The sequence below is a fragment of the Microbacterium sp. C23T genome (assembly GCF_053345975.1).
The window spans coordinates 55,652-80,573 of record NZ_JBKFBD010000009.1 but is presented as its reverse complement, the minus strand read 5'-3'; the positions used below and the strand labels follow the sequence as shown (position 1 = coordinate 80,573).

Here is a 24,922-nt window from a genome sequence, read left to right as displayed (position 1 = left end):
ACCGCGATGACGAACGAGCACCCCGGCGCCGAGGCGGCGGAGCAGGCTGCGGCGATGCTCACCGCGGTCGGCATGCCGCGCATGCCGGCGCGGGTCATGATGGCCCTCGCCGGCTCGCCCGATGAGGGGTACACCGCCGCCGACCTCGCCGACCGCCTCGGCGTGTCGGCGGCGGCCGTGTCGGGCGCGGTGCGTTACCTCGTCTCGATGCGCCTCATCCACCGGCTCTCGCGCCCCGGCGATCGGCGCGACCGCTACGATCTCGCCGAGGACTCGTGGTCGGGCATGATCACGGCGAACGCACCGCTCTACGGGACCCTGGCGGCGTCGCTCGACCGCATCGCCGACGAGAACCCCGGGGCTCCGGCGTCAGCCGCGCGGGCGCACGAGATCGCGGACTTCCTCCGCTACCTCGCGGAACGGATGCCGCAGCTCGCGGCCGAGTGGCGGGCGGGGCGCGACGGGTCGGAGGAGGGGACCCCGGCCGGGTAGCCTTGCCCGAGTGACCGACGCGACCCGCTACATCGTTGCCACCGACGGAGCCTGCAAGGGCAACCCCGGACCGACGGGGTGGGCGTGGGTCGGCGAGGACGGGCACTGGGCAGCCGGCGCGATCCCCTCGGGCACCAACAACGTCGGCGAGCTGATGGGCCTGCTCAAGGCCATCGAGGACCATGGCGACGTCGCGAACCTCGTGATCCAGGCCGACTCCAAGTACGCGATCGACACGTACACGAAGTGGATGGACGGCCACCGCCGCCGCGGCTGGAAGACGTCGACGGGCGCGCCCACGAAGAACGTCGACATCCTCGAGCAGCTCATCGTCGCGCGCGACGCCCGCCGGGCGGCCGGCCTCCCCGACGTCGAGCTCGAGCACGTGCGCGGCCACTCCGGTCACGTGCTCAACGCATGGGCCGACGAGCGCGCGGTGCGCGCCTCCGAGCACGCGGCCAAGGGCACGGCGAGCGCATGGTCGTCGCTCGGTGCGCAGGACCGCATCGACGTCTCGACCCGCCCGAAGAACGGGCGCTGACCGCTACAGCTGCGCCCGGTAGTCGCGCCACGCCTCGCCGAGGCGGCGCACGCCCTCCTGCAGCACGGCCTCGGGAGCGGTGTACGGCACGCGGATGTGGTCGTCGTAGACGACGGATGCCGTGAACTCGGTGCCGCCCGCGACTGCGACGCCGCGCATCGCGGCGACGCGCGAGAGGGCCGTCGCCGACCCCACCGGCAGGCGTGCCCAGAACGCGAGACCGCCGCGGGGCGGCGTCACGTCCCAGTCGGGGAGGTGCTCGGCCATCGCCTCGAGGAGGTGCGCGGACGCCGCCGCGTGCGTCTGCGACGTGTCCAGCCGCAGCGCCCGGGCTTCGTCGACCAGATCCAGCGCCAGGAGCTGGGCGGGAACGCTGGTCGACTGGTCGACGAGCTGACGCACGCCGCGCAGGCGCCGGACCAGCACCGGGTCGGCCCGCACCCACCCGATGCGCAGCCCTGACCACGACCACTTCGACAGCGAGTCGACCACGATCACCGGCGCATCCGGCCGTAGGGCGGCGAGCGTCGGCGGCACCACCCCGTCGAACGAGACGTGCGCGAGCACCCGGTCTTCGAGCACCGGCACGCCGTACTCGGCCGAGAGGTCGGCGATGCGCTGACGGGATGCTGCAGGCAGCCGCGTGCCGGTCGGATTGTGGTGGTGCGGGTTGACGGCGATGAGAACCGGCCGCAGCGCCACGATCGCGGCTTCGAGCTCGTCGACGTCGATCCCGTCAGGACCGATGGTGACACCGTGCACACGGCCTCCCCGTCGCCGGACCGAGTCGGCGAGGCCGGGCCACGTCACCGATTCGGTGAGCACGACGTCGCCGGGCGAGACGAGCTCGTCCACGACGAGGCTGATCGCCTGCTGGGCGCCGTGGGTCACGAGGATCTGCGCCGGCGTCGCCGGCGTGCCCTCCTCCTCGAAGAGCGCGGCGAGCCGGGCGCGCAGGACGGGCAGGCCCGCCGGGTCGGTCTCGGCCAGCGTGACCGGGTCGAGCGTGGGCGTGTGGGCTCGGACGAGATCGATGACGAGCTGGGGCATCGCGGGCACGGCGCGCAGCAGGTCGATGCCGGAGGGCGAGGCAGAGAACAGGCCCTCGCCGCGCGCCGTCCGCTCCCGGGAGGGGACAGCGGCGCCGATCGGTCCCGCGACGCGCGTGCCGCTGCCCTGCCGTCGCTCGACGAGCTCGTCGTCGCTGAGCAGCCCGTAGGCGGAGACGACGGTTCCGCGCGAGACGGCGATCGCACCGGCGAGGGCGCGCTCGGCGGGAAGCCGATCGCCCGGGCGCAGCTCGCCGCCTTCGATGAGCGCGGCGATCGCCTGCGCCAGTCGCACCGTCAGCGTGCCGTCGCCGTGCGCCCACCGGCCCAGGCGTCCGGCGAGGCGGGATGCCTCCACCGTGCCACCGAGGGCCACCCTGTGGTCCACCAGCCGCTCATTGGCCCTGTCGACGGTCGTCATAGCATCGCATTCTGGTCCAATGTTCCGCACACTCGCCACCGTTGCCCACGACAGCAGTCCAGTTCTCTCCGATTGGACCATCGGAGAGCTTCTGGAGTGGATCGGGGAAGACGACGCGCGTTGCCACGACGCGACGCTCGTCGGACTGCTCGCTGAGATCGACGAGGCGCTCGCGCCGCGGTCGGGGGCAGAGGCATCCGTCCTCGCGCCGACCTCGCCGGTGCCGCTCGTCCGTTCCCTCACCGCGCGGCTGCGCACCGAGCCCGCGCTGCGCGACGCGCGCGTCGGCGACGTCGTCGAGGTCGGGTCGCCACACCCCGCCGTGATCGTGCGGGGTGACGACGCTCGCGGCGCAGGCGTGCGGGGCGCAGCATCCCTCCGCGCACCGCGGCTCCGCGTCAGCTGACCCGCCACGAGATCTCACGAGAGCGCGGCGGGACGGACCGGTGTCAGCCCTCCATCGTGCCTTCGAAGAGACCGACCGCGTTGCCGTCGGGGTCGCTGATGACGGCCCACCAGCTGGTCGGCGTGATCTCGCCCTTCTCGCGCAGCAGCTCTCCGCCGGCGGCCTTCGCCTTCGCGACGGCGTCGTCGATCGAGTCGACCTCGACGTAGGAGCGGGGCTGGGTGAAGCCGTCCTCGCGCGGGGCGAGGCCGCCGCCCGAGATCTTGTTGGGCGCCTGCCACATCGGATACCCCTCGAACCCGGGGACCTCGGCGATCTGCCACCCGAACAGGTCGGAGTAGAACGCGGTCGCCTTGCCGAAGTCGCTGACCGGGATGTCGATGTGCGTGATGTCGCCGTGAGCCATGGGGGTTCCTCTCGTTCGGGTTCGGACCCGGCCAGTCTCCGCCGCGCTCGCCCGCCCCGCAAGAGACCGCGAGAGTACAGCTGGTGGACGAGAGGTGGGGAAGCACCCACCCTCTCGGCGACCAGCTGCACTCTCGCGGGAAAGGCGGGTCAGCCGGCGGACGCGGCCTCGGCGAGATGGCGCTCGAGAGCGTCGATCGCGGGACGTTGACCTTTCACCAGGCGGTCGCGCGCGGTGCCGAGAGGCGTCCACTCCGCGCGGTCGACCTCGGGGAAGCGCGCCGTCTTGCCGGAGCGCGGCGGCCACTCGAGCTCGAACTCGCCGAACTCGAGGCCGTCGAGCGAGAACCCGGTGCCGTCGGCGATGAACACGGTCACGCGCTTGCTCGACGAATACGCGAACGTGCCGAGCTCGGCGTACGGCGGCTCAGGCGGGTCGATGCCGAGCTCTTCGCGGAACTCGCGGCGCGCAGCATCCAGCGCGCTCTCCTCCCCCTCGGTGAACTCGCCCTTGGGGACGGACCACGCGCCGGCATCCTTGCTGGCCCAGAACGGCCCGCCCATGTGTGCGATGAGCACCTCGGGTTCGGGCGCGATCCGGTAGAGCAGGATGCCGGCGCTGGTGATCACGGCTCAGACGATACGGGTCTTGGGCGAGACCGTGTAGGTGTCTTCGGGGTCGCTGAACACGACGTCGCCAAGGGCGGTGTCGATCGCCGCGAGCGTGTCGGCGTCGAGCACGACGCCCGAGGCCTTGACGGTCTCGGCGAGCTGCTCCGGACGGGATGCCCCCACCAGCGCGGACGCGACGTTCTTGTTCTGCAGCACCCACGCGATCGCGAGCTGCGGCATCGACAGGCCCGCCTGCTCGGCGACGGGCTTCAGGCGCTGGACCGCCTCGAGCACGTCGTCGCGGAGGAAGCTCTGGATGAAACGGGCGCCGCTCTTGTCGTCGGTCGCGCGCGAGCCCTCGGGCACCGGCTGACCCGGCAGGTACTTGCCCGAGAGCACACCCTGCGCCATCGGCGACCACACGATCTGCGAGATGCCGAGCTCCTCCGACGCCGGCACGACCTTGCCCTCGATGACGCGCCACAGCGCCGAGTACTGCGGCTGGTTCGAGATGAGCTGCACTCCGTAGCTCTTGGCGAGGGCGTGGCCCTCACGCAGCTGCTCGGCCGTCCACTCCGAGACGCCGATGTAGAGCGCCTTGCCCTGACGCACGACGTCGGCGAAGGCCTGGAAGGTCTCCTCGAGCGGCGTCTCGTAGTCGAAGCGGTGCGCCTGGTAGAGGTCGACGTAATCCGTGCCGAGGCGCGTGAGCGACCCGTTGATGGACTCGAAGATGTGCTTGCGGCTGAGGCCGGTGTCGTTCGGCCCCTGCGGGCCGGTCGGGAAGTAGACCTTCGTGAAGATCTCGAGGGACTCGCGGCGCTGACCCGAGAGCGCCTTGCCGAGGACCTCCTCGGCAGCCGTGTTGGCGTAGACGTCCGCGGTGTCGAACGTGGTGATGCCGGCGTCGAGCGCCGCGTGGACCGTCGCGATGGCGGCCGAGTCGTCGACCTGCGAGCCGTGGGTGACCCAGTTGCCGTAGGTGATCTCGCTGACCTTGAGACCGCTGTTTCCGAGGTACCGGTAATTGACCATGAGAAAACGCTACCCGCCCCGATGGGTGCATCGGGACGGGCAGCGTCGCTCGGATCAGACGACCGGTGCGGTCTCGTCCTCGGTGGCGTCGTCCTCGGCGGACTCGGTGCGCTCGCCGGACTCCGCGTCGATGGACAGGGCGCGGGCCTCCTCGTCGAGATCGGCCGCGGCCTGCTCGAACTGCGAGTTGTAGAGGCGGAAGTACGCACCCTTCGCCGCGATGAGGTCGTCGTGCGTGCCCTTCTCGACGATCCCGCCGTTCTCCATCACGAGGATGAGGTCGGCGTCGCGGATCGTCGACAGGCGGTGCGCGATCACGAACGACGTGCGTCCTTCGCGGAGCGCCGCCATCGCGTGCTGCAGCAGCAGCTCGGTGCGGGTGTCGACGGAGCTCGTCGCCTCGTCGAGGATGAGCACCGAGGGCTGCGCCACGAACGCGCGCGCGATCGTGATCAGCTGCTTCTCGCCCGCCGAGATGTTCGACGCGTCCTCGTCGAGGAGCGTGTCGTACCCGTCGGGCAGCGAGTGCACGAACCGGTCGACGTAGGTCGCCCGCGCGGCGGCGAGGATCTCGTCGTCGGTGGCGTCGGCCCGGCCGTAGCGGATGTTCTCGCGGATCGTGCCGGCGAACAGCCACGGGTCCTGCAGCACCATGCCGGTCTCGGCGCGGATGTCGCGGCGCGTGAGGTCGGCGATGTTCTGCCCGTTGAGGAGGATGCGACCGCCGTCGAGCTCGTAGAAGCGCATCAGCAGGTTCACGAGTGTCGTCTTGCCTGCGCCGGTCGGACCCACGATCGCGACCGTCTGCCCCGGCTCGACTCGGAACGACAGGTCGTGGATGAGCGGCCGGTCAGGCGAGTAGGAGAACGCGACGTCCTGGAACTCGATCGTGCCGTCGCCCTCGACGAGCGCCGGGGCGTCCTCGGCGTCGGGCTCCTGCTCGGGCTCGTCGAGCAGTTCGAACACGCGCTCGGCCGAGGCCGTGCCCGACTGCACGACCGCCGCCATGCCGCCGAGCTCCGCCAGCGGCTGCGTGAACTGCTGCGAGTACTGGATGAACGCCTGCACGTCGCCGAGGCGCAGCTGGCCGGCCGCGACCATGAGCGCGCCGAAGACCGCGATGCCCACATAGGTGAGGTTCCCGATGAACATCATCGCCGGCATCATGATGTTCGACAGGAACTGCGCCTTGAACGAGGCCTGGTACAGCTCCTCGTTCTCCTCGCGGAATGCCTCGCGCGACGCCTGCTCGCGGCCGAACACCTTGACGAGCGCATGCCCCGAGAACGACTCCTCGACACGCGCGTTGAGCCGGCCGACCTTGCGCCACTGGATGCCGAACGCCTTCTGCGAGCGCGGCCCGATGACGCCGAAAAGGATGCCCATGAGCGGGAAGCTCACCAGCACCACGAGGGTCAGCTGCCACGAGATCGTCAGCATCATGATGAGCACGCCGATCACGGTCAGCACGCTCGTGAGGGCCTGCGACAGCGACTGCTGCATCATCTGCGTGATGTTGTCGATGTCGTTCGTGACGCGCGAGATCAGCTCGCCGCGCTGCACGCGGTCGAAGTAGCGCAGCGGCAGGCGGTTGATCTTCGCCTCGACCTCTTCGCGCAGACGCCACATGACGCGCACCATGATCACGTTGATGACGTAGCCCTGCAGCCACATCAGCAGCGACGACGCGAAGTACAGTCCCAGCACGATGAGCAGCACGCGGCTGAGCGCCATGAAATCGACGCCCGCGCCCGGGACGAAGTGCTCCATGGCCGAGACGATGTTGGCGAGGTCCTGCTGCCCCGAGGCCTCCAGCCCCGCGACGACCTGCTCCTTGGTCATCCCGGCGGGCGCCATCGACGAGACGACGCCCTCGAAGAGGATGTTGGTCGCCTCGCCGAGCACCTTCGGCGAGAGCACCGCGAGCACGACGCCGATCGAGCCGAGGATCGACACGAACACGAACGCCCAGGCGTTCGGGCGCAGCAGCCCGATCAGCCGGCGGAAGGCGGGCCAGAAGTGCGCGGCCTTGCCCGGGGCGACCGCGCCGCTCCAGTCGTCGGCCGCGATGCGCGCCTGCTCGCCGAGTTCGATCTCGGCCTTCTCCTCGGCGCTCAGCTCGGCCACGGCCTGGCGCACGCGTCGACGGGTCTTCTCGGTGTTGTTCTCGTCGCTCATCGCGCGACCTCCGCTCCGAGCTGGGATTCCACGATCTCGCGGTACGTCTGACTGGTCTCGAGCAGCTGCTCGTGCGTGCCGATGCCCACGATGCCGCCGTCGTCGAGCACGACGATGCGATCGGCGTCGGTGATCGTCGAGACGCGCTGCGCGACGACGATCTTGGTGACATCGGGAAGCTCGCGCCACAGCGCCTGCCTCAGCCGCGCATCGGTGGTGAGGTCGAGCGCCGAGAACGAGTCGTCGAACACGAGGACGCGCGGCTGGTGGACGATCGCCCGCGCGATCGCGAGCCGCTGCCGCTGCCCGCCCGAGACGTTCGTGCCTCCCTGGGAGATCGGGGAGTCGAGCCCGGCATCCATCTGGCTCACGAAGTCGCTCGCCTGGGCGATCTCGAGCGCACGCCAGAGCTCGGCGTCGGTCGCTTCCTCGCGGCCGAACCGCAGGTTCGACGCGATGGTGCCCGAGAACAGGAACGGGCGCTGCGGAACGAGCCCGATCGTGCCCCACAGGGCGTCGAGGTCTGCCCGCCGCACATCGACCCCGCCGACCTCGACGACACCGTCGGTGACGTCGAAGAGCCGGGGGATGAGCGAGATCAGGGTGGTCTTGCCCGCGCCGGTCGAGCCGACGATGGCGACGGTCTCGCCCGCGTCGGCGCGGAAGCTGATGCCCGAGAGGATCGGGTGCTCGGCGCCGGGGTAGGTGAAGGCGACGTCGCGGAACTCGACGGCGCCGGGCGCCGGGAACTCGCCGACTGCGTCGGACGGACGCTCGAGCGACGAGTGCGTGTCGAGCACCTCGCCGACGCGCTCGGCCGACACCGCGGCGCGCGGGATCATCAGGGTCATGAAGCTCGCCATCATGACGCCGGAGAGGATGATCATGGCGTACTGCATGAAGGCGAAGAGCGTGCCGATCTGGATCTCGCCGCTGTCGACCTGCATGCCGCCGAACCAGATCACGCCGATGACGGTGACGTTGAGGATCAGCATGACCGCGGGGAAGAGCACCACGAAGAGCGACCCGACCTTGCGGCCGACGACCATGATCTCGGTGTTGGCCTCGCGGAAGCGCTCCTCTTCGATGGGCTCGCGGACGAAGGCGCGGATGACGCGGATGCCGGTGAGCTGCTCGCGCATCACGCGGTTCACGCCGTCGAGCTTGCCCTGGTAGCTGCGGAACAGCGGCACCATGCGGGCGATGACGATGCCCGCCACGACGAGCAGCACCGGCACGGCGATCGCGATGATCCAGGCGAGGCTGGCGGCCTGCTCGATCGCGAGCACGATGCCGCCGATCGCGAGCAGCGGCGCCGTGACGAGGAACGTCGCGCCCATCATCGCGAGCATCTGCACCTGCTGCACGTCGTTCGTGTTGCGGGTGATGAGCGAGCCGGCGCCGAAGCCGGTGACCTCGCGCTCGGAGAAGCCCGAGACGCGCTCGAAGATGTCGTCGCGGATGTCGCGACCGAGGCTCATCGCGGCGCGCGCCGCGAAGAAGGTCGCGATGATCGACGCGACGATCTGACCGAGCGACACCGTCAGCATGACGATGCCGGTGCGCCAGATGTAGTCGGTGTCGCCCTTGGAGACGCCGTTGTCGATGATGTCGGCGTTGAGGCTCGGCAGGTACAGCGAGGCGACGGCGGAGGCCGACTGGAACAGCAGCACGCCGAGCAGCAGCCAGCCATACGGTTTGAGATATCGGACGAGGAGTTTTGCCAGCACGAGAGTTCTCCCGGACGCGGCGAAGCCATGGCAAGGCTCCGCCTCTGCGGATCTGAGGGTGCCGACCCACCTTCGCACGGGCCGCCGACATCGCGGCAGTCCCGGTCACTGAGGGCGGAACGGGGGGCGTGGCCGCCTCCCACTGGCGACCCGCCGGTCACTCTAACACGATATATCGCGACGCACGAGACCGCTCCCACCCCGTGCGCCCACGACGCCGGGAGGGACAGCGGATGCTGCGGCTAGGCCTCAGCGCCCTGCGCGATGTCGGCCCGCTCGCGCCAGCTGCGCGCTGTGACACGGTCGAGCGCCACCTGGCGACGCAGCGCGTCGGCCTTCTCGTAGAGCGAGGGCTCACCCCAGCTCGTGAGCACCTTCACGAGCACCGGCAGCAGCTCGATCATGAAGAACAGCCCGGCGATGAGCCAGTGGGCCCACGCGAGGATCGGCTCACGGTCCGACAGCCGCTCGAGCCCGCTGATCTGGCTCAGGAGGCCCACCGCACCGGAGTTGCCCCCGGCGATCTCCGCCGCACGGGCGTCGTACGCGGCGAGCGCGGCCTGGTACTGCTCGCGCGCGCCGGGCAGCTCGTCCTTGGCCTGCTGCTTGTTGGTCGCCTCCGATGCGCCGGCGTCCGCCGTGCCCGCGGCCTGCGCGGCGGCGAGATCCGCCTGGGCCGCCGTCAGCTGCGAGTTCAGGTCGTCGTACGCCGACTGGGCGGCCGCGAGCTGCGCCTCGGCGGCATCCGAGCTCGCGCCTTCGCCGGCGACGCCGCTGCATCCCTGCACCTCACCGGCACCCTGTCCGGTGAGCTCGCACTGGTAGATCGCGCGCGCCTGGTCGATCACCTGCTGCTGCGCCGCGAGCTTCGCGGTCAGGTCGTCCACGGTCTGCTGCGCCGACGCCGCCGACGCCGACGTGGTGTCTGCGCCCGCCACGACACCGCTGGCCGCCTGGCTCTCGAGCGCCGCGACACGGTCGCTCGCAGCATCCAGCGCCTGCTTCTCGGGGCCGGCGGTGACGGCATCCTGATCCGACTGCGCCTGGGTGATGTTGGTCGCGTTCACCTCGCGCGCGATGTCGTTGTGGAAGATCTGCAGCACGAGCGGCTCGGCCACCACGATGCCGATGACGGCGGCCATGATGACGCGAGGGATCGCGAGCGCGATCAGCCGCCCGATGCTCTGCGAGGAGCGCATCGTGGAGGTGAGGAAGCGGTCCAGGTTGAAGATGATGAGCGCCCACACGATCGCGAGCGGCAGGGCGCCCCATGCGACGATCCGCACACCGGTGGTGAGCGCGAAGTACATCGAGATCGCCGAGATCAGGGCGGTGCCCGCGATCACGAAGAACATCTGCACGAAGCGGGGCGTCTCGGTCGGCACCTCGTCGAGGACCGATCCGTCGGCGCCGCCGAGGATCGCGAGCTTGCGCCACCCCGAGGTCCGCTCTCGACGCGGACGCTTCGCACGCTTCGCGCGTACGGGAGGAACGGATGCCTCGGCCACGGGCTCTTCGTCGCGCACGGGCTCGTCGGTGACGGGCTCATCCGCACGCGGCTCTTCGATCGCGCCCCACTCGCCGATCGTCGTGGTCTGCTCCGCCACGACGGGCTCGGCGACGGCCACCGGCTGCGTCGGGTTCATCGCGAGGGCGTCCTCGAGGAGGTCCTTGGTCACCGGGAACGGGTCCTCGGGGCCGTCGTCGTCGGCGCGCTGGTCGGCCCCGGGCTCACCGGCTGCCTGCTCGGCGCGCACGTCGTCGAGGTACAGATCCTCGGTCTGCTCGTCGCCCGCCTCGAACTCGATCCGGCCGTCGGAGCCGAACCGGCCCGGCCGGTGTGCGGAGTAAGAAGACATCCGCACAGGCTAGAGGGCGCTTCCTGTGCGGCAGGTGTATTAGAGGCGCGTGAGATCGAGGATGCCGCAGGGTCGCAGCATCCCTCATCTCAGTCCTCGCCGCCTGCGAAGTCCGGACTTCGCGCGATCCGGAGGTCGAAACGCAGCGTTTCCCGGACGGGTCAGTCCTCGAGCGGGGTGGCCGCCGCGACCGCCTCGTCCTCCTCGGTGGCGACGAGCTGGCCGCACGCGCCGTCGATCTCCTTGCCGCGGGTGTCGCGGAGGGTCGTCGGGATGCCGGCCTCGTTGAGGCGCCGCACGAACTCGTTCTGCACCGAGACCTCGGACGCGGTCCAGATCGAGCCGGGCGTGGGGTTCAGCGGGATGGGGTTCACGTGCACCCAGCCGTGACCCCGGTCGTTGAGCTTCTTGGCCAGGAGATCGGCGCGCCAGCCGTGGTCGTTCATGTCCTTGATGAGCGCGTACTCGATCGAGACGCGGCGGCCGGTCTTGTCGAAGTAGGCGCGCGCGGCGTCGAGCGCCTCGTCGACCTTCCAGCGGGAGTTCACCGGGATGAGCTCGTCGCGCAGCTTGTCGTCGGGCGCGTGCAGCGAGAGGGCGAACGTGACGGGGATGTCTTCGTTCGCGAGCTTCGTGATCGCGGGCACGAGGCCGACGGTCGAGACCGTGATGCCGCGGGCGCTCATGCCGAGGCCGTGCTGCTTGTCGGTCATCACGCGCACCGCCTGCATGACGCGCGCGTAGTTGGCGAGCGGCTCGCCCATGCCCATGAAGACGATGTTCGAGACGCGCTCGGCCGAGTGGTCGTCCTTCTTCTTGCCGCCGAGGCCCCCGTCGGCGATGAGCCGGTTGGCGCGAACGACCTGCTCGACGATCTCGGCCGCCGACATGTTGCGGGTGAGGCCGGCCTGTCCGGTCGCGCAGAACGGGCAGTTCATGCCGCAGCCGGCCTGCGACGAGACGCACAGCGTGATGCGCCCCGGGTAGCGCATGAGCACCGACTCGACGAGCGCGCCGTCATGCAGCTTCCACAGGAACTTGATGGTGTCGCCGCGGTCGGTCTCGAGGCGGCGCACCTCGGTGAGAAGCGGCGGCAGCATGCCGTGCACGAACTCGTCGCGGCCGTCGGCCGGAAGGTCCGTCATGTCGGCGGGGTTGTGCGTCCAGTGCTGGAAGTAGTGCTTCTCGAGCTGCTTCGCGCGGAAGCCCGGAAGCCCGAGCTCCTTGACCTTCTCGACGCGCTGCTCGGGGGTGAAGTCGGCCATGTGCACCGGCGGCTTGCCGCGCTTCGGGCTCGCGAACTGCAGGAGGGGCCGGCCCTCGGCATCCTTCTTCTGCGTCCAGCCTTCGGTCGCCGGACGCACCTGGCGTGGTTTCGTGGTGCGGACAGGCGAATCGGTCATGCGTCCAGGGTACGCGGAGACGTCTGGACAGAGGCCGATCCACCCGCCCGGACTAGGCTCACCCTGTGGTCCCCGTCGAGAACCTTCTCGCCTTCACGCTCGCCGCCCTCGTCCTGATCGTGATCCCGGGTCCGAGCGTGCTCTTCACGATCGGGCGCGCGCTCGCCCTCGGCCGCATCGGCGGGCTGCTCAGCGTGCTCGGCAACGCGCTCGGTCTGCTGCCGATCATCGGCCTCGTCGCCATCGGCGTCGGCGGCATCGTCGCGCAGTCGGTCGTGCTCTTCACGATCGTCAAGGTCGCCGGCGCGGTGTACCTCATGTACCTCGGCGTGCAGGCGATCCGCCATCGCCGACGGGCTGCCGCCGAGGCGAACGGCGGCGCACTCCCCCGCTCGGCGTGGCGCCAGCTCGGCGAAGGCTTCGTCGTCGGAATCACGAACCCCAAGACGATCGCGTTCTTCGTCGCGGTGCTCCCCCAGTTCGTCGACCTGAACGCGGGCATGGTGCCGCTGCAGATGATCGAGCTCGGACTCGTCTTCTTCGTCATCGCCCTCATCTCCGACGGCATCTGGGCGCTGATCGCGGCCGGCGCGCGCGAGTGGTTCGGGCGCTCCCCGAAGCGCATCTCCACCCTGTCGGCGACGGGCGGCGGCCTCATGATCGGCCTCGGCGGGATCCTCCTCTTCACCGGGAACAAGCACTGACATGGATGCTGCGACCCCGCCCCCTGCCGACCGCCGCCGGATCATCTTCCTCGACGTCGACGGCACCCTCCTCGAGCACGGCTCGCACGTGTCGCCCTCGACCGGCCCGGCCATCCGCGCGGTGCGCGAGGCCGGACACCTGGTGTACCTGAGCACGGGCCGCTCGGCCTCCGACATCCATCCCGATGTCGCCGAGATCGGCTTCGACGGCGCAGTCACCAACTCCGGCGCGCTGGTCGTGTCGGGCGGAGAGGTGGTCGTCGACCGCCCGCTGTCGCCCGCCGCGACGGACCGCATGCTCACGGCGCTGCAGAGCCGAGGCATCCGCTACTTCCTGCAGACCCGCGATGCGGTCTACGCGAGCGACGACATGGCCGAGCTGATGCGCGACTACGCGGCGGCGCTCGAGGCGCGTGAGGCGGCGGGCCAGCGGGTGCGGCCCGAGGACTCGCTCGTCGGCCTCGCGCAGCGCACGTTCCCCAGCGTCGACGAGGCGGACCTCACCCGCATCGACAAGGCCGTCTTCGTGAGCGACCACCCCGAAGGCCTCGAGGAGCTGCGGGAGGACCTCGGCGACGAGTTCCTGATCGTGCCGGGGAGCATGCCGCTGCCGGGCGGCTCGAACGGCGAGATCAGCGAGCGCGAGACGACGAAGGGCTCGGCGATCGAGCTGCTCCTGGCACATTTGGGCATGGACGCCGCCGACGCGATCGCGGTGGGCGACAGCTGGAACGACATCGAGATGTTCCAGGTGTGCGGCGTCTCGGTGGCGATGGGCAACGCCCAGCCCGAACTCAAGGAGCTCGCCGACTTCGTCACGACCGACGTGCTCGACGACGGCATCGCGAACGCGTTCCGCCGCCTCGGCCTGATCTGAGGCCCTGACCGCTCAGCCCGCGGGCGCGGCCGTCGATGCGCGCAGAACCAGCTTCGTCGCCAGCTGGACCTGCTCCGGAGGCGCGCCGCGCTCCATCTCGAGTGCGACGCGCAGCGACTCGCGGCCGAGCAGCCCCCAGTCCTGACGCACGGTCGTGAGAGGAGGCGCGAACATCTCGGCCTCGTCGATGTCGTCGAATCCGAGGACCGACACGTCCTGCGGAATCCGCAGGCCGGCCTCGATGATCGCGCGGTAGGCGCCCAGCGCCATCTGGTCGTTGGCCGCGAAGACCGCGGTGGGGCGCTCCTCGGCGAGCAGCTGCCGCATCGCGCGGTAACCCGACCCGGGACTCCAGTCCCCGGGTCGAGCAGCGGGGAGCGCGCGTCCGCGTTCGGTGACCACGTCGCGCCACGCGTCGAGACGCGACGCCGCGGAGAACGAGCCGGGCGGGCCGGTGATGTGGTGCACCGTCTGGTGGCCGAGGTCGAGCAGGTACCCCACCGCTTGGCGCGCGCCGACGAGCTGATCGAAGTCGACGGTGGCGACGCCGTCGACGAGGGGCGGGCCGAGGATCACCGCCGGCACCCCCTCGGGCAGGTGCAGCGCCTCATCGACCCCGAACGGGGCCGGGAGGATGACGATCAGCACGTCGACCGCCATCTCGCCCAGTCGTGTGAAGGCCCCGTTGGCCGCCTGCCCGGAGGAGGCGGCCAACGGCATGAGCGTCGTCGCGTAGCCGCGCTCGGCGGCCCGCTCGGAGATCTCCTCGAGCGAGCGGTGCGTGCCCACGGAGTGCAGGCTGTGATAGACGACACCGACCGTGCGGAACGACCCGCGCCGGATGGCGCGGGCCGCCGCATTGGGGCGGTAGCCCAGCTCACGCATCTTCGCGAGCACGAGCTCGCGCTTCACGGGCGCCACGTTCGGCTCACCGTTCGCGACGCGGGACACCGTCTGCACCGATACGCCGACGGCCTGCGCCACGTCACGCAGCGAGGTGCGGCGTTCCTGCACTCTCAGACCCCTCGGAAGGCGAAGTCGAACACGAGGTCCCCGCTGGTCGGCAGGTGGTACTGCGCGAGCGTGCGCGCACCCCATGCGTCGTCGCCGCCCACGCCGCGCCGCATGAGCGCGGGCCGCAGCACGGTGCGGTGGATCGGCGGCAGCTCGGTCTGGTGCAGGGCGTTCTCCACTTCGTCCGGCGTCCACGGCAGTGCCGAGAACTCCATGCCCCCGGCGGATTCGACGCGGAGACCGGCTCCCCTGCCGTCGGTGACCTCGGCCCACCGCACGCCGGTGCGGCTCCCCGCCTCCTGCGGACGCAGATAGGGGGTGAGCTCCGTCGTCACGTCGCGATCGTACACGCCCAGGCGTGCCCCGCCGCGGCGGTCGACGTAGCACTCCTCGGGCCCGTCGCCGTACCAGCGCAGCCGGCGGAACTCCGGCAGCGTGGTGAGCAGCATCCCGAACTCGGGCAGGCTCGGCAGGCCCTCGACGAGGTGAAGCGTCTGCGTCACCTCGACCCTGCCGGCGCCGTCGACGCGGTACGAGACGTCGCACGTCGTGGCCGGCCGCGTGGGCAGCTCGTACTCGTACGTCACGGTCACGGCAGTGCCGTCCTGCTCGACCCGCGTGCGGGTCAGCGGCTCGCGCACGCGCCCGTAGCGGCTGGCGAGCAGCCACTGGCCGTCCTCGAAGGGCGCCTCCCACCCGCGTTCGTTCGACGTCGGCGCGTGCCAGAAGTGCGGCCGCGGCATCCCCGTGAGCAGCTCCCGCCCGCCGTCCGACGTCATGCCGAACCGATAAGAGGTGAGCCCGCCGTACAGCGTCGAGAACAGGGCGCTGAAGCCGGCACTGCGCACCCCGATGTTGTGCGCGCCGCGGATGAGCTCGGGCGCCGGCGCCGCGACCCGCGCGGGCGGCGCTCCGACCCGGACGACCCGCTGCTCGTACGCGACCTCGTGCCCTTCCTCGGCCCACGCCGTCGCCGCCCGCAGGCGGAACGACACGTCGATCGCGTACTCCCCCGGCGCGGTCGGCACCGCGATGGGGAGGGCGACGCGACCGGTGTCGCCGGCGGCGATGTCGGTCTCGACCTCTTCGCGGCGCAGCATCCGTCCCTCGCGCGAGAGCGTGATGACGCACCGGTACGCGGCGCTGGACGTCGAGACCAGTCGGTTGTGCACCGTGAAGCCGTCGTCGTCGATGCGGATCTTGAAGCCCTGGTAGAGGTATGCGACCTCCTGGAGCTTCGGCGTCGGCGAGTGGTCGGTGAAGAAGATGCCGTTGCCGCAGAACTCGGCGTCGTTCGGGGAGTCGCCGAAGTCGCCGCCGTACCCGTAGTACTCCTTGCCGTAGCGGTCGGTCAGGGCGATCGCCTGGTCGGCGAAGTCCCAGATGAACCCGCCCTGGAACAGCGGCTCGCGGTAGGCCAGCTCGATGTACTCGTCGACGGCGCCGAACGAGTTGCCCATGGCGTGGGCGTACTCGCACAGGATGAACGGCTTGTCGCGGCGGTGGCGCAGGTAATCCTCCACCTCCGCGGCGGGGGTGTACATCTGGCTCGCGACGTCGGTCGTCTCCTCGTAGCGCGGGTCCCAGAACACGCCCTCGTAGTGCACCGGGCGGCTGTCGACCCCGCGGAAGTACGCCGCGACGTCGCGCAGGTTGGTGCCGCCGAACGACTCGTTGCCGCACGACCACATCACGACGCTCGGGTGATTCTTGTCGCGCTCGAACATGCTCGCCGCACGGTCCATGAGCGCCGGCCGCCACTCGGGGCGGTCGCCCGGGACGGCGTCCTCGACCGGCGCGCCGAGCTTGCGGATGCGGTCCCAGACGCCGTGGCTCTCGAGGTTCATCTCGTCGATGACCATGAGCCCGTGCCGGTCCGCGAGCTCGTAGAACACCGTGCTGTTCGGGTAGTGGCTGGTGCGCACGGCGTTCACGCCGACGGCCTTGAGCGCGAGCAGATCCGCCTCGATCTCGCCCGCGGTCTGGACGCGCCCGGCGAGACCGAACTCGTGCCGATTCACGCCGAAGAAGACCACACGCCGCCCGTTGAGCTTCATCAGCCCGTCCTCGATCGCGAAGCGCCGCACGCCGACGCGCTGCACGATGACTTCGGTCACCTCGCCCGCGGCGTCCCGCACCTCGATCTCGAGGTCGTACAGCCACGGATCCTCGGGGCTCCACAGCCGGGGATTCTCGAGATGGATGCTGAAGCCGCCGCCGCCGCGGGGCTCGAGCGGTCCGACCCCGGCGAGGCGGGCGGCGACGCTCCCCTCCCCGCGCAGATCGACGCGCAGGGCGATGTCTGCGGTCGCGGCGTCGGAAGCGAGGTCGACGTCGACCCGGAGGTCTTCGACGTGCGCACGGGGACGGCGGAACAGGACGACGTCGCGGAACAGCCCCGAGAACCGGAAGAAGTCCTGGTCCTCGAGCCACGAACCGCTGGAGAACTTGAACACCTGCGCGGCGAGCTTGTTCTCCCCCTCGACCAGGGCGTCGGTCACGTCGAACTCCGACGGTGTGAAGCTGTCGGTGGCGTACCCGAGGTAGCGCCCGTTCAGCCAGACCGCGATCGCGCTCTCGGCGCCCAGGAAGCTGATGCTCACCGTCTCGCCGTCCTCGACCGGACGGTCGAGGACGAAGCTCTTCACGTACGAGGCGACCGGGTTGTAGCGCTCGGGCACCTCGCCCGGGTCGATCTGCTCGACGCCGTCCCAGGGGTACTGGACGTTGACGTACTGCGGGCGGTCGTAGCCGTGCAGCTGGATGTGCGCGGGGACCGGGATGTCGTCCCAGCTCTCGCAGTCGTACTCCGGGTGGAAGAAGCCGGCCGGCGCGGCGGCGGGGTTCTTCGCGTAGTGGATCTTCCAGCGGCCGCTGAGCGACTGCTCGCAGCCGCTGTCGCCGTCCGCCGCCTCGGCCGCCGTCCGGAACCAGCGATGGTCCGAGTGGGCCGGCCGGCGATTCTCCTGGACGAAGCGGGGATCCGCGATCCGCATGGCGTCGAACATCACGCCCTGCGCTCCGAAGCGCTCGGTGTCGATGTCGATGGTGTCGAGAGTCACTTGACCGCCCCCGTGATGCCCTGTGCGAACTGCCGCTGCAGGAGGAAGAACACGATCATCGTCGGCAGCGACGACAGCAGCACGGCGAGCATCAGCACGCCGTAGTCGGTGACGTACCCGGCGCTGATGTTGGCGGTGAGCATCGGCATCGTCAGCACACTGTTGTTGACGAGGATCACCTTGGGCCACAGGAAGTTGTTCCACGCCATCATGAACGTGATGACGGCGGCGGCCGCGAAGGTCGACTTCATCGTGGGGACGTAGATCCGCGCGAAGATCGACAGCTCGCTCAGCCCGTCGATGCGCGCCGCCTCGATGATCTCGTGCGGGAACGACCGGGATGCCTGCCGGAACAGCAGGATGAGGAACGGGGTCGAGATCATGGGGATGACGACGGCCCACAGCGAGTTGACCATCCCGACGCGCGCGAACAGCTGGAACAGCGGGATCATCGTCGCGGCGAACGGGATCATCATCGCGAGCAGCAGGATCGCCATGACGACGTCCTTGCCCTTGGAGTGATAGACCTCGAAGCCGTAGCCGGCGATGGAGCACACCGTCAGCGCGAGGATCGTCGTGCCCACCGCGATGAGGAACGAGTTCGTCATCGCGCCCACGACGTCCTGCGTCGAGAAGAGCACCGCGATGTTCTCGAAGAGAGCGGTGCCCGGCAGCATCCGTGACGACAGCACGTCCTTGCTGGTGTTCGTGGCCGAGACGGCCATGAAGTACAGCGGGAAAACGGAGAACAGGGCCCAGATCGCTAGCAGGGCGTACCCGGGAAGACTGCGGAGCTTGTTAATCACGCTTGTCACCGACCTTCATCTGGATGAACGAGAGGATGGCGACGAGCATGAGGATCACGTACGAGATCGCCGCGGCATAGCCGAAGTTGGGGTTCTTCTGGAACGACACCTCGTAGAGGTAGTGCGCCATCGACATGGTCTGGTGGGCGGGGCCGCCCTGGGTCAGCGCCCATGACTCGTCGAACATCTGCAGGGTGCCGTTGATCGACAGGATCGCCGTGAGCACGATCATGGGCTTGAGCTGCGGCACGGTGACGTACCAGAAGGTCTGGAAGGCGTTGGCGCCGTCCATGCGGGCGGCCTCGATGCTGGACTGGTCGATGTTCTGCAGGGCTGCGAGGTAGAAGACCATGTTGTAGCCGGTCCAGCGCCACAGCAGGCCCAGGATGATGACGAACCGGGCGGTCTCGGGCTGGCCGAGCCAGTTGATCGGGCTGCCGATGGCGCCGAGCGACATCAGCGCATCGTTGACGAAGCCGTCGTTCGCGAAGAGCGTCCGGAACACCAGCGAGTACGACACGAGCGACACGGCGCAGGGCAGGAAGATGGCCGTCCGCCACACCGCCTTGAAGCGGAGCTTCGGGTTGTTGAGCAGATTCGCCAGCACCAGTGCCAGCGTCAGCATGATCGGCACCTGGATGATCAGGTAGATGAACGTGTTCGTCAGCGTGAGGCGGAAGACGTCGTCGTTCAGCAGGCGCTCGTAGTTGTACCAGAGCGGATCGGCGAACTCGAGGCGCGTGCCGCGTCCCGTCTGCAGCGACAGGACGAAGGCCTGCGCCATCGGGATGAAGCTCATGAAGAGGATGAGCAGGGCGGCGGGGAGCAGGAACCCCCAGCCGGTGAGGCTTCGGCGGCGGGCGTTGTTGAGCCACGGCTTGCGGTCGCCGATGTAGTTGTCCAGCGGCGGCGGCTGATTGCGCCTGCTCGCGGTCTTGGTGCGCGTCTTCACGTCGGAGGCCACGGCGTCGTCTCTTTTCCTTGGGCGGTCAGGGCCACGGTGACGGTCCGGCGGGGCGGGCTCGCCGCCCCGCCGGACCGTCTCGCGTGGTTACTCCATCGCGAACTCGACGTTGGCCTGCGCCTCTTCGAGCGCCGTCGTCATGTCGGTGCCGCCCATGATCTGCGTCATGGCCGTGCTCACCGCGTCGCGCGCCTCGTAGTAGTACGCGCCCGTGTTGTTCGACGGGACCTCCGGGCCGAACTTCACGACGTCGGCGAAGATCGGCTGACCGCCGAAGAACGCGATCGGCTCGTTGTAGACGTCGCTGTCACCGGCCGGGATCCAGTTCGCGACCGCGCCGGCCTTCGGCAGGATCGTGTCGTACAGCTCGGTCGAGCCGGCGAAGGTCGCGGCGAGGAAGTCCGACGCGAGGTCGACGTCTGCCGTCGACGAGATGGCCCACGACGAGCCGCCGTTGGCGGAGTAGTTCGTCGCGCCCGATACGCCGTCGAGCTTCGGGAGGTTGGTGACGGCCCACTTGCCGTCCTGGTCCTCCGCGGTCTGGATCGAGCCGACGATCCACACGCCGTTGATCGTGCCGCCGACGGTGCCGTTGACGAGCGTGCCGATGTACTCGTCCCACGAGTTGACCTCGACGAGCACCCCCGCCTCGACGAGCTGCGTGTACATGTCGATCGCGTCCTCGAGCGCGGCGTTGTCGACGATCGTGGGGTTGCCCTCGTCGTCGAACAGGCTGGCGCCGGCCGACTGCAGCATCATCATCGGGATGTCGGCGGAGCCGGCCTGGCCCGACAGCAGCGGCTGCCCGGTCTTGGCGAGCACGTCCTTGCCGATCGTGAGGTACTCGTCCCACGTGATGTCGGTGAAGTCGTCGACGGTGTAACCGGCCTGCTCGAGCACGTCGGTGCGCAGCGCCGTGATCGCGGTGCCCGCGTCGAACGGCACGCCGTAGTTGACGTCGTCGATGGTGGAGTAGTCGACGACCGACTGCGGGAACTCCGAGAAGTCGATGTCGGAGTCGCTGAAGTCGGAGAACAGGTCGGGGTAGTTGATCCCGTTCTTCTGGAACGCGTTGTTCTGCATCAGGAAGATGTCGGGCAGCTCGTCGAACGCCTGCGACTGCGCGATCGTCGTGAGCTTGGTCTGGAGGTCGTCCCACGGCACCTCGACGATGTCGAGCTTGAAGTCGGGGTGGTCCTCCTGGTAGACCTTCTCGGCCTCCTCCATCGCGTAGATATTGAAGGCGGGGTCCCAGGTCCAGACGGTGAGCGTCTCGTCTCCGTCTCCCTCGCCGGAGCCGCCGCCCGACCCGCTGCAGGAGGTCAGGGTCAGCGCGAGGGGAACGGCGAGCACGAGGGCTCCCGCGGTCAGCTTGGTGAAGCGCTTCATGGGATTGCAGATCCTTCCATGGATTCCGTGACACCCCGCACGTGGTGCCGTGCAGAGCGTGGTGCGGATCAGTCGTCGGCGCGTCGGTACGCGCGTCGGAGCGAACAGAGACACATCCGGAAGTACCGCGGCGATGCGGCGTCGCATCGTGGTGCTCTCCGGTGAGCACGCCGTCCTCTGATTCCGAAGGAAAGCTAACACTGGTAACGTCACCACGCCAGTGTTTTAGCGGATTTTCATTTTTTGAGAATCATCCTCGCCAGCGCCGTCGCGCAGTGTCGCCGACGGCACCTTCGGCGTGCATGCCGAAGGCGGGGAGGGCGGACGGATGCTGCGGCGCCGGCGTCGCAGCCGTGCGCCGCGTGTCTCAGGCCTCGGCCGCGGGCGGCTCCGCGCCGAGGTTCACGAGGTTGCCGGCGGGATCGCGCACCTGCGCGACGCGCTCCCCCCACGGCATGTCGGCGGGCGGCTGGATGGGGTGGCCGCCGGCGGCGACCCACGCCGAGTACGCGCGGTCGACGTCGTCGACGTAGAACCACAGCCCCACCCGTTCGCCCGCACCGGGCGGCAGCGCGTCGTCGTCGCGGCCGATGCCGAGGGCGACCCCGTCGATCCTCAGCGACACGTAGGCGTCCGCGCCGTGCTCGTCGGGGAATCGGTAGTCGACCGTCCCGCCGAGCGCCCGCTCGTAGAACCTCACGAGCTCGGGGAGCTCACGAGTCAGCAGGATCGGGAACAGGCTCCGCACCGCCATGGTCCCCACGCTACGCCGCCGCACCCGCGCGAGACAGAGGATCCTCACCGAGACCGAGGGCGACGCCCCCGGTCTCACGGCGAATCCCCGGTCTCAGCGAGACCTGGGATTCGCCGGCGAGGTCAGTGCAGGAAGATGTCGGGGAACAGCGCCTCGTCGGGGGTACCGGGAACCGCGGCGTAGCCGGAGAAGTCGGTGACGCCGGAGGCCTCGAGCACGTCCTCGACGATGAGCGTCTGCCCGGTGTACTCGCGCGAAGGCCGGGTGAAGACCTCGTACGCCGCGTCGGCGTAGATCTCGGGGGTGCGGCTGACCTTCATCATGCGGTCGCCGCCGAGTGCGAACTTCACGGCCGCCGTGGCGATCGTGGTGCGCGGCCACAGCGTGTTCGCGGCGATCCCCGCTTCGGCGAACTCCGCCGCCATCCCCAGTGTGACCATCGTCATGCCGTACTTCGCCAGGGTGTACCCGGTGTGTCCGCCGAGCCACTTCGGCGACAGGTTGAGCGGCGGCGAGAGCGACAGGATGTGCGGGTTCGCAGCATCCTTCAGGATCGGCACCGCGGCTCGCGAGAGCATGAAGGTGCCGCGCACGTTGACGTCCTGCATGAGGTCGTACTTCTTGGCGTCGAGGTCGAGCGAGCGCGACAGGTCGATGACCGACGCGTTGTTCACGACGATGTCGATGCCGCCGAACTCGCCCTGCGTCTTGAGCACGGCCTCGGTGACGTCGTCGTCGTTGCGCACGTCGCCGACGATCGGGAGCGCGTTGCCGCCGGCGGCGCGGATCTCGTCGGCCGCCGAGTGCACGGTGCCCTCGAGCTTCGGGTGAGGGGTGTCGGTCTTCGCCAGCAGGGCGATGTTCGCACCGTCGCGCGCCGCGCGCAGCGCGATCGCGAGGCCGATGCCGCGGCTGCCGCCCGACATCAGGATGGTCTTGCCGGCGAGGGGCTTGTCGCTCATCTCGGGATCTCCTCGGTCTGGAAGTCAGGAACGGGACTTGGCGGATGCCGCGGCGAAGGCCGCGACGCGCGCCTTCGCCTCGTCGGTGTCGAAGCGGGCGCCGATGGATCGGGCTTCGTCGTCGAGGTTCTCGGCGAACGAGCGCCCGGCTCCGGTGCGGACGAGGCGCTTGGCCTGCCCGAAGGCACCGGCGGCGTTGTCGAGCCAGAACCGCGCCACCGCTTCTGCGCGCGCCGCGACGTCGGCGGCCGGGACGACCTCGGTCACGAGGCCCCAGTCGAGGGCGGTCGGGGCGTCGATGGTGAGGTCCTGCAGCAGGAGCTGCAGCGCTCGCCGCTGCCCGACCGCAGCCGGCAGCAGCGTCGAGACGCCGAGGTCGGGGGTGAGCCCGATGTTGGCGTACTTGCTGACGAACTTCGAGTGCTCGGACGCGACGATGTAGTCGGCGGCGAGCATCAGGCCCAGACCTCCGCCCGCCACGGCGCCCTGCACAGCGGCGACGATGGGCGTGTCGGACTCGACGAACGTGCGGATGCCGTCGTGGATCGTGTGGGCCGCTCCGGTCACGTCGGCGCCGGAGGCTCCGGAGGTCGCCATCTCGATGACGTCGCCGCCGGCGCAGAAGGCCGGGCCCGCAGCATCCAGGATGATGGCCCCCACCGACGCGTCGGTGGTGAGCTCGTGCGCGACGTCGCGCCAGCGGGCGCCCATCTCGAAGCCCACGGCGTTGAGGAACGCCGGCCGGTTGAGGGTCACGCGCGCGAGGGCGCCGTCGCGCGTGACGAGGATCGAGTCGCTCATGCGGTCTCCTTACTTCGGGGCCATGCGAATGGCGCCGTCGAGGCGGATGGTCTCGCCGTTGAGGTAGCCGTTGTCGACGATCGACATCACCAGGCGGGCGTACTCGTCGGGCTTTCCGAGGCGCTGCGGGTACGGCACCTGCTCGCCGAGGGAGTCCTGCGCGGCCTGCGGCAGGCCCATCAGCATGGGGGTCTCCATGATGCCGGGCGCGATCGTCACGACGCGGATGCCGTAGCGCGCGAGCTCACGGGCGATCGGCAGGGTCATGGCGTGCACGCCGCCCTTGGACGCCGAGTACGCGGGCTGGCCGATCTGGCCGTCGAACGCGGCGACGCTGGCCGTGTTGACGATGACGCCGCGGTCGCCGTCGGCGGTGGGCTCGGTCGTCGCGATGACGGCGGAGGCCTGCGAGATGACGTTGTACGTGCCGATGAGGTTCACGCGGATGATGCGCTCGAAGCCCTCCAGCGGCGACGGGTCGCCCTCGCGGTCGAGCACCTTGGCGGGCGGGGCGATCCCCGCGCAGTTCACGACGACGCGGAGGGGACCGGATGCCGCGGCTGTGGCGACGGCGGCCGCCACCTGCTCCGGGCTCGTGACGTCGGCCGGCGCGAACGAACCCCCGAGCTCTGCGGCGAGGTCGGCGCCCGCCGAGGTCGGCAGGTCGACGATCGTGACGGTCGCGCCCGCGGCGGTGAGCCGCCGGGCCGTGGCGAGGCCGAGTCCGCTCGCGCCACCGGTGACGAGTGCGGCGGTGCCCGTGAGGTCCATGGATTCTCCTTCGAAGTCCGGATTCTGCGGAACCGCGTATCAGCATACGCGGGACTGAGTCCCATCGCTCACCGGCCGGCGACGCGACGGGACCAGGCTAACGGGCCGTCGTGAAGACCGTCACGGTCCGATCTGCGGGCCGATGCGCGTCAGCGCCGAGATGCGATCGATGAGCTCGGCGGGCCGCGCCAGGAGCAGACGCGCCTCACCACGGGCGGTCAGGTACTCGACCAGCCGGGTGGTCGCCTGCGCGTCGCCTCGGCGGTACCCCGAGAGGTAGTGCTGCGTGGCGCGCCATTCGAGGCGCTGCCCGTCGAGCGTCGTGATCACGACGAGGAAGGTGGGGGTCTCGGCCGCGTCGCCGGCCTCCAGTCCGCCCGCCACGCCGCCGAGCAGCGCCGCCGCCATGTCGGAGACGGCGGGATACGGCCACCAGGTCGCCGGCGGATCCACCGTCACCGAGTGCACCTGGGCCCACGGCACGAACTGCGACCGCGGATCGCCGACGTGGCGCGAGAGCCCGTCGGGCGAGAGCCGCACGTGCCGCGCCGCGGTGTCGCCGATCGCGACCGCGGGCTCGTCGCCCTCGAGCGCCGTGAGGGGTCCTCGGCGGCGGGTGGCGCGCGTGGTGGGCATGCTCCCATCCCACCATGCCGGTGGCGCACCGCGAGGCAGGCGGGTTGGATG

At 70.0% G+C, this 24,922-nt stretch carries 23 protein-coding genes; 5 read left to right on the top strand and 18 right to left on the bottom strand.

Going from position 1 to position 24,922, the window contains the following annotated elements; all coding sequences use genetic code 11:
• Positions 1–6 precede the first annotated feature (6 nt).
• Positions 7–492 carry a GbsR/MarR family transcriptional regulator gene (locus ACLBXX_RS07035; RefSeq protein WP_387141175.1) on the top strand — a complete coding sequence of 162 codons (486 nt, stop codon included), beginning with the start codon at positions 7–9 and terminating at the stop codon, positions 490–492.
• A gap of 10 nt (positions 493–502) precedes the next feature.
• A complete protein-coding gene (locus tag ACLBXX_RS07030) occupies positions 503–1,033 on the top strand; it encodes a ribonuclease H family protein (protein ID WP_387141179.1) in 531 nt (176 codons plus the stop codon).
• Positions 1,034–1,036: 3 nt separating this feature from the next.
• Here ACLBXX_RS07030 and ACLBXX_RS07025 read toward each other — a convergent pair whose 3' ends face one another.
• Positions 1,037–2,503 (bottom strand): aminotransferase-like domain-containing protein, encoded by a 1,467-nt coding sequence (locus tag ACLBXX_RS07025; RefSeq protein WP_447657446.1) that lies wholly within the window; start codon positions 2,501–2,503, stop codon positions 1,037–1,039.
• A gap of 19 nt (positions 2,504–2,522) precedes the next feature.
• Here ACLBXX_RS07025 and ACLBXX_RS07020 point away from each other — a divergent pair, with 19 nt between their 5' ends.
• Complete coding sequence (locus tag ACLBXX_RS07020; RefSeq protein ID WP_447657445.1) at positions 2,523–2,909, top strand: hypothetical protein; 387 nt, start codon at positions 2,523–2,525, stop codon at positions 2,907–2,909.
• 43 nt (positions 2,910–2,952) lie between these two features.
• Here the strand turns inward: ACLBXX_RS07020 and ACLBXX_RS07015 are convergent, their stop codons facing one another.
• The 7 genes from ACLBXX_RS07015 to rlmN form a co-directional block, all read right to left on the bottom strand.
• Entirely contained in the window at positions 2,953–3,315 is a 363-nt protein-coding gene (locus tag ACLBXX_RS07015) for a VOC family protein (RefSeq protein ID WP_447657444.1), read from the bottom strand.
• Between the two features lie 149 nt (positions 3,316–3,464).
• Entirely contained in the window at positions 3,465–3,944 is a 480-nt protein-coding gene (locus ACLBXX_RS07010; RefSeq protein WP_447657443.1) for an NUDIX domain-containing protein, read from the bottom strand.
• A gap of 3 nt (positions 3,945–3,947) precedes the next feature.
• The gene (locus tag ACLBXX_RS07005; protein WP_447657442.1) at positions 3,948–4,961 is read right to left on the bottom strand and encodes an aldo/keto reductase family protein; all 1,014 of its coding nucleotides are present in this window, start codon (positions 4,959–4,961) and stop codon (positions 3,948–3,950) included.
• Between the two features lie 54 nt (positions 4,962–5,015).
• Positions 5,016–7,139, bottom strand: coding sequence for an ABC transporter ATP-binding protein (locus ACLBXX_RS07000; protein ID WP_447657441.1), 2,124 nt, complete (start codon positions 7,137–7,139; stop codon positions 5,016–5,018).
• Positions 7,136–8,869, bottom strand: coding sequence for an ABC transporter ATP-binding protein (locus ACLBXX_RS06995; RefSeq protein WP_387141201.1), 1,734 nt, complete (start codon positions 8,867–8,869; stop codon positions 7,136–7,138). The genes ACLBXX_RS07000 and ACLBXX_RS06995 overlap by 4 nt, the downstream gene beginning before the upstream one ends.
• A 242-nt stretch (positions 8,870–9,111) precedes the next feature.
• Positions 9,112–10,728: a DUF4407 domain-containing protein gene (locus tag ACLBXX_RS06990; protein WP_447657440.1), complete on the bottom strand. Its 1,617-nt coding sequence runs from the start codon at positions 10,726–10,728 to the stop codon at positions 9,112–9,114.
• A 161-nt stretch (positions 10,729–10,889) separates the two neighbouring features.
• Complete coding sequence (gene rlmN, locus ACLBXX_RS06985; protein ID WP_447657439.1) at positions 10,890–12,131, bottom strand: 23S rRNA (adenine(2503)-C(2))-methyltransferase RlmN; 1,242 nt, start codon at positions 12,129–12,131, stop codon at positions 10,890–10,892.
• Between the two features lie 65 nt (positions 12,132–12,196).
• Between rlmN and ACLBXX_RS06980 the strand changes: the two genes are divergently transcribed.
• Both ACLBXX_RS06980 and ACLBXX_RS06975 read left to right on the top strand, forming a co-directional pair.
• Positions 12,197–12,835: a LysE family translocator gene (locus tag ACLBXX_RS06980; protein WP_447657438.1), complete on the top strand. Its 639-nt coding sequence runs from the start codon at positions 12,197–12,199 to the stop codon at positions 12,833–12,835.
• Between the two features lies 1 nt (position 12,836).
• Positions 12,837–13,712, top strand: coding sequence for an HAD family hydrolase (locus ACLBXX_RS06975; protein ID WP_447657437.1), 876 nt, complete (start codon positions 12,837–12,839; stop codon positions 13,710–13,712).
• Between the two features lie 12 nt (positions 13,713–13,724).
• On the opposite strand, the gene ACLBXX_RS06970 is transcribed toward ACLBXX_RS06975, so the two are convergent.
• The 10 genes from ACLBXX_RS06970 to ACLBXX_RS06925 form a co-directional block, all read right to left on the bottom strand.
• Positions 13,725–14,726, bottom strand: coding sequence for a LacI family DNA-binding transcriptional regulator (locus ACLBXX_RS06970; protein WP_387141216.1), 1,002 nt, complete (start codon positions 14,724–14,726; stop codon positions 13,725–13,727).
• 2 nt (positions 14,727–14,728) lie between these two features.
• Positions 14,729–17,788 (bottom strand): glycoside hydrolase family 2 TIM barrel-domain containing protein, encoded by a 3,060-nt coding sequence (locus ACLBXX_RS06965; protein ID WP_447657436.1) that lies wholly within the window; start codon positions 17,786–17,788, stop codon positions 14,729–14,731.
• Positions 17,785–18,603 carry a carbohydrate ABC transporter permease gene (locus ACLBXX_RS06960; protein WP_447657435.1) on the bottom strand — a complete coding sequence of 273 codons (819 nt, stop codon included), beginning with the start codon at positions 18,601–18,603 and terminating at the stop codon, positions 17,785–17,787. The genes ACLBXX_RS06965 and ACLBXX_RS06960 overlap by 4 nt, the downstream gene beginning before the upstream one ends.
• A complete protein-coding gene (locus tag ACLBXX_RS06955) occupies positions 18,587–19,558 on the bottom strand; it encodes a carbohydrate ABC transporter permease (RefSeq protein ID WP_447657434.1) in 972 nt (323 codons plus the stop codon). The genes ACLBXX_RS06960 and ACLBXX_RS06955 overlap by 17 nt, the downstream gene beginning before the upstream one ends.
• A gap of 87 nt (positions 19,559–19,645) precedes the next feature.
• Complete coding sequence (locus ACLBXX_RS06950; protein ID WP_447657433.1) at positions 19,646–20,947, bottom strand: ABC transporter substrate-binding protein; 1,302 nt, start codon at positions 20,945–20,947, stop codon at positions 19,646–19,648.
• Between the two features lie 367 nt (positions 20,948–21,314).
• Positions 21,315–21,701 (bottom strand): VOC family protein, encoded by a 387-nt coding sequence (locus tag ACLBXX_RS06945; RefSeq protein WP_447657432.1) that lies wholly within the window; start codon positions 21,699–21,701, stop codon positions 21,315–21,317.
• A gap of 122 nt (positions 21,702–21,823) precedes the next feature.
• On the bottom strand, positions 21,824–22,663 hold the full coding sequence (locus ACLBXX_RS06940) for an SDR family oxidoreductase (protein ID WP_447657431.1): 840 nt from the start codon (positions 22,661–22,663) through the stop codon (positions 21,824–21,826).
• 24 nt (positions 22,664–22,687) lie between these two features.
• Complete coding sequence (locus tag ACLBXX_RS06935) at positions 22,688–23,464, bottom strand: enoyl-CoA hydratase/isomerase family protein (RefSeq protein ID WP_447657430.1); 777 nt, start codon at positions 23,462–23,464, stop codon at positions 22,688–22,690.
• Positions 23,465–23,473: 9 nt separating this feature from the next.
• Positions 23,474–24,235, bottom strand: a complete 762-nt coding sequence (locus ACLBXX_RS06930) for an SDR family NAD(P)-dependent oxidoreductase (protein ID WP_447657429.1) — start codon at positions 24,233–24,235, stop codon at positions 23,474–23,476.
• Between the two features lie 120 nt (positions 24,236–24,355).
• A complete protein-coding gene (locus tag ACLBXX_RS06925) occupies positions 24,356–24,871 on the bottom strand; it encodes a hypothetical protein (RefSeq protein ID WP_387141346.1) in 516 nt (171 codons plus the stop codon).
• Between the last annotated feature and the right edge of the window lie 51 nt (positions 24,872–24,922).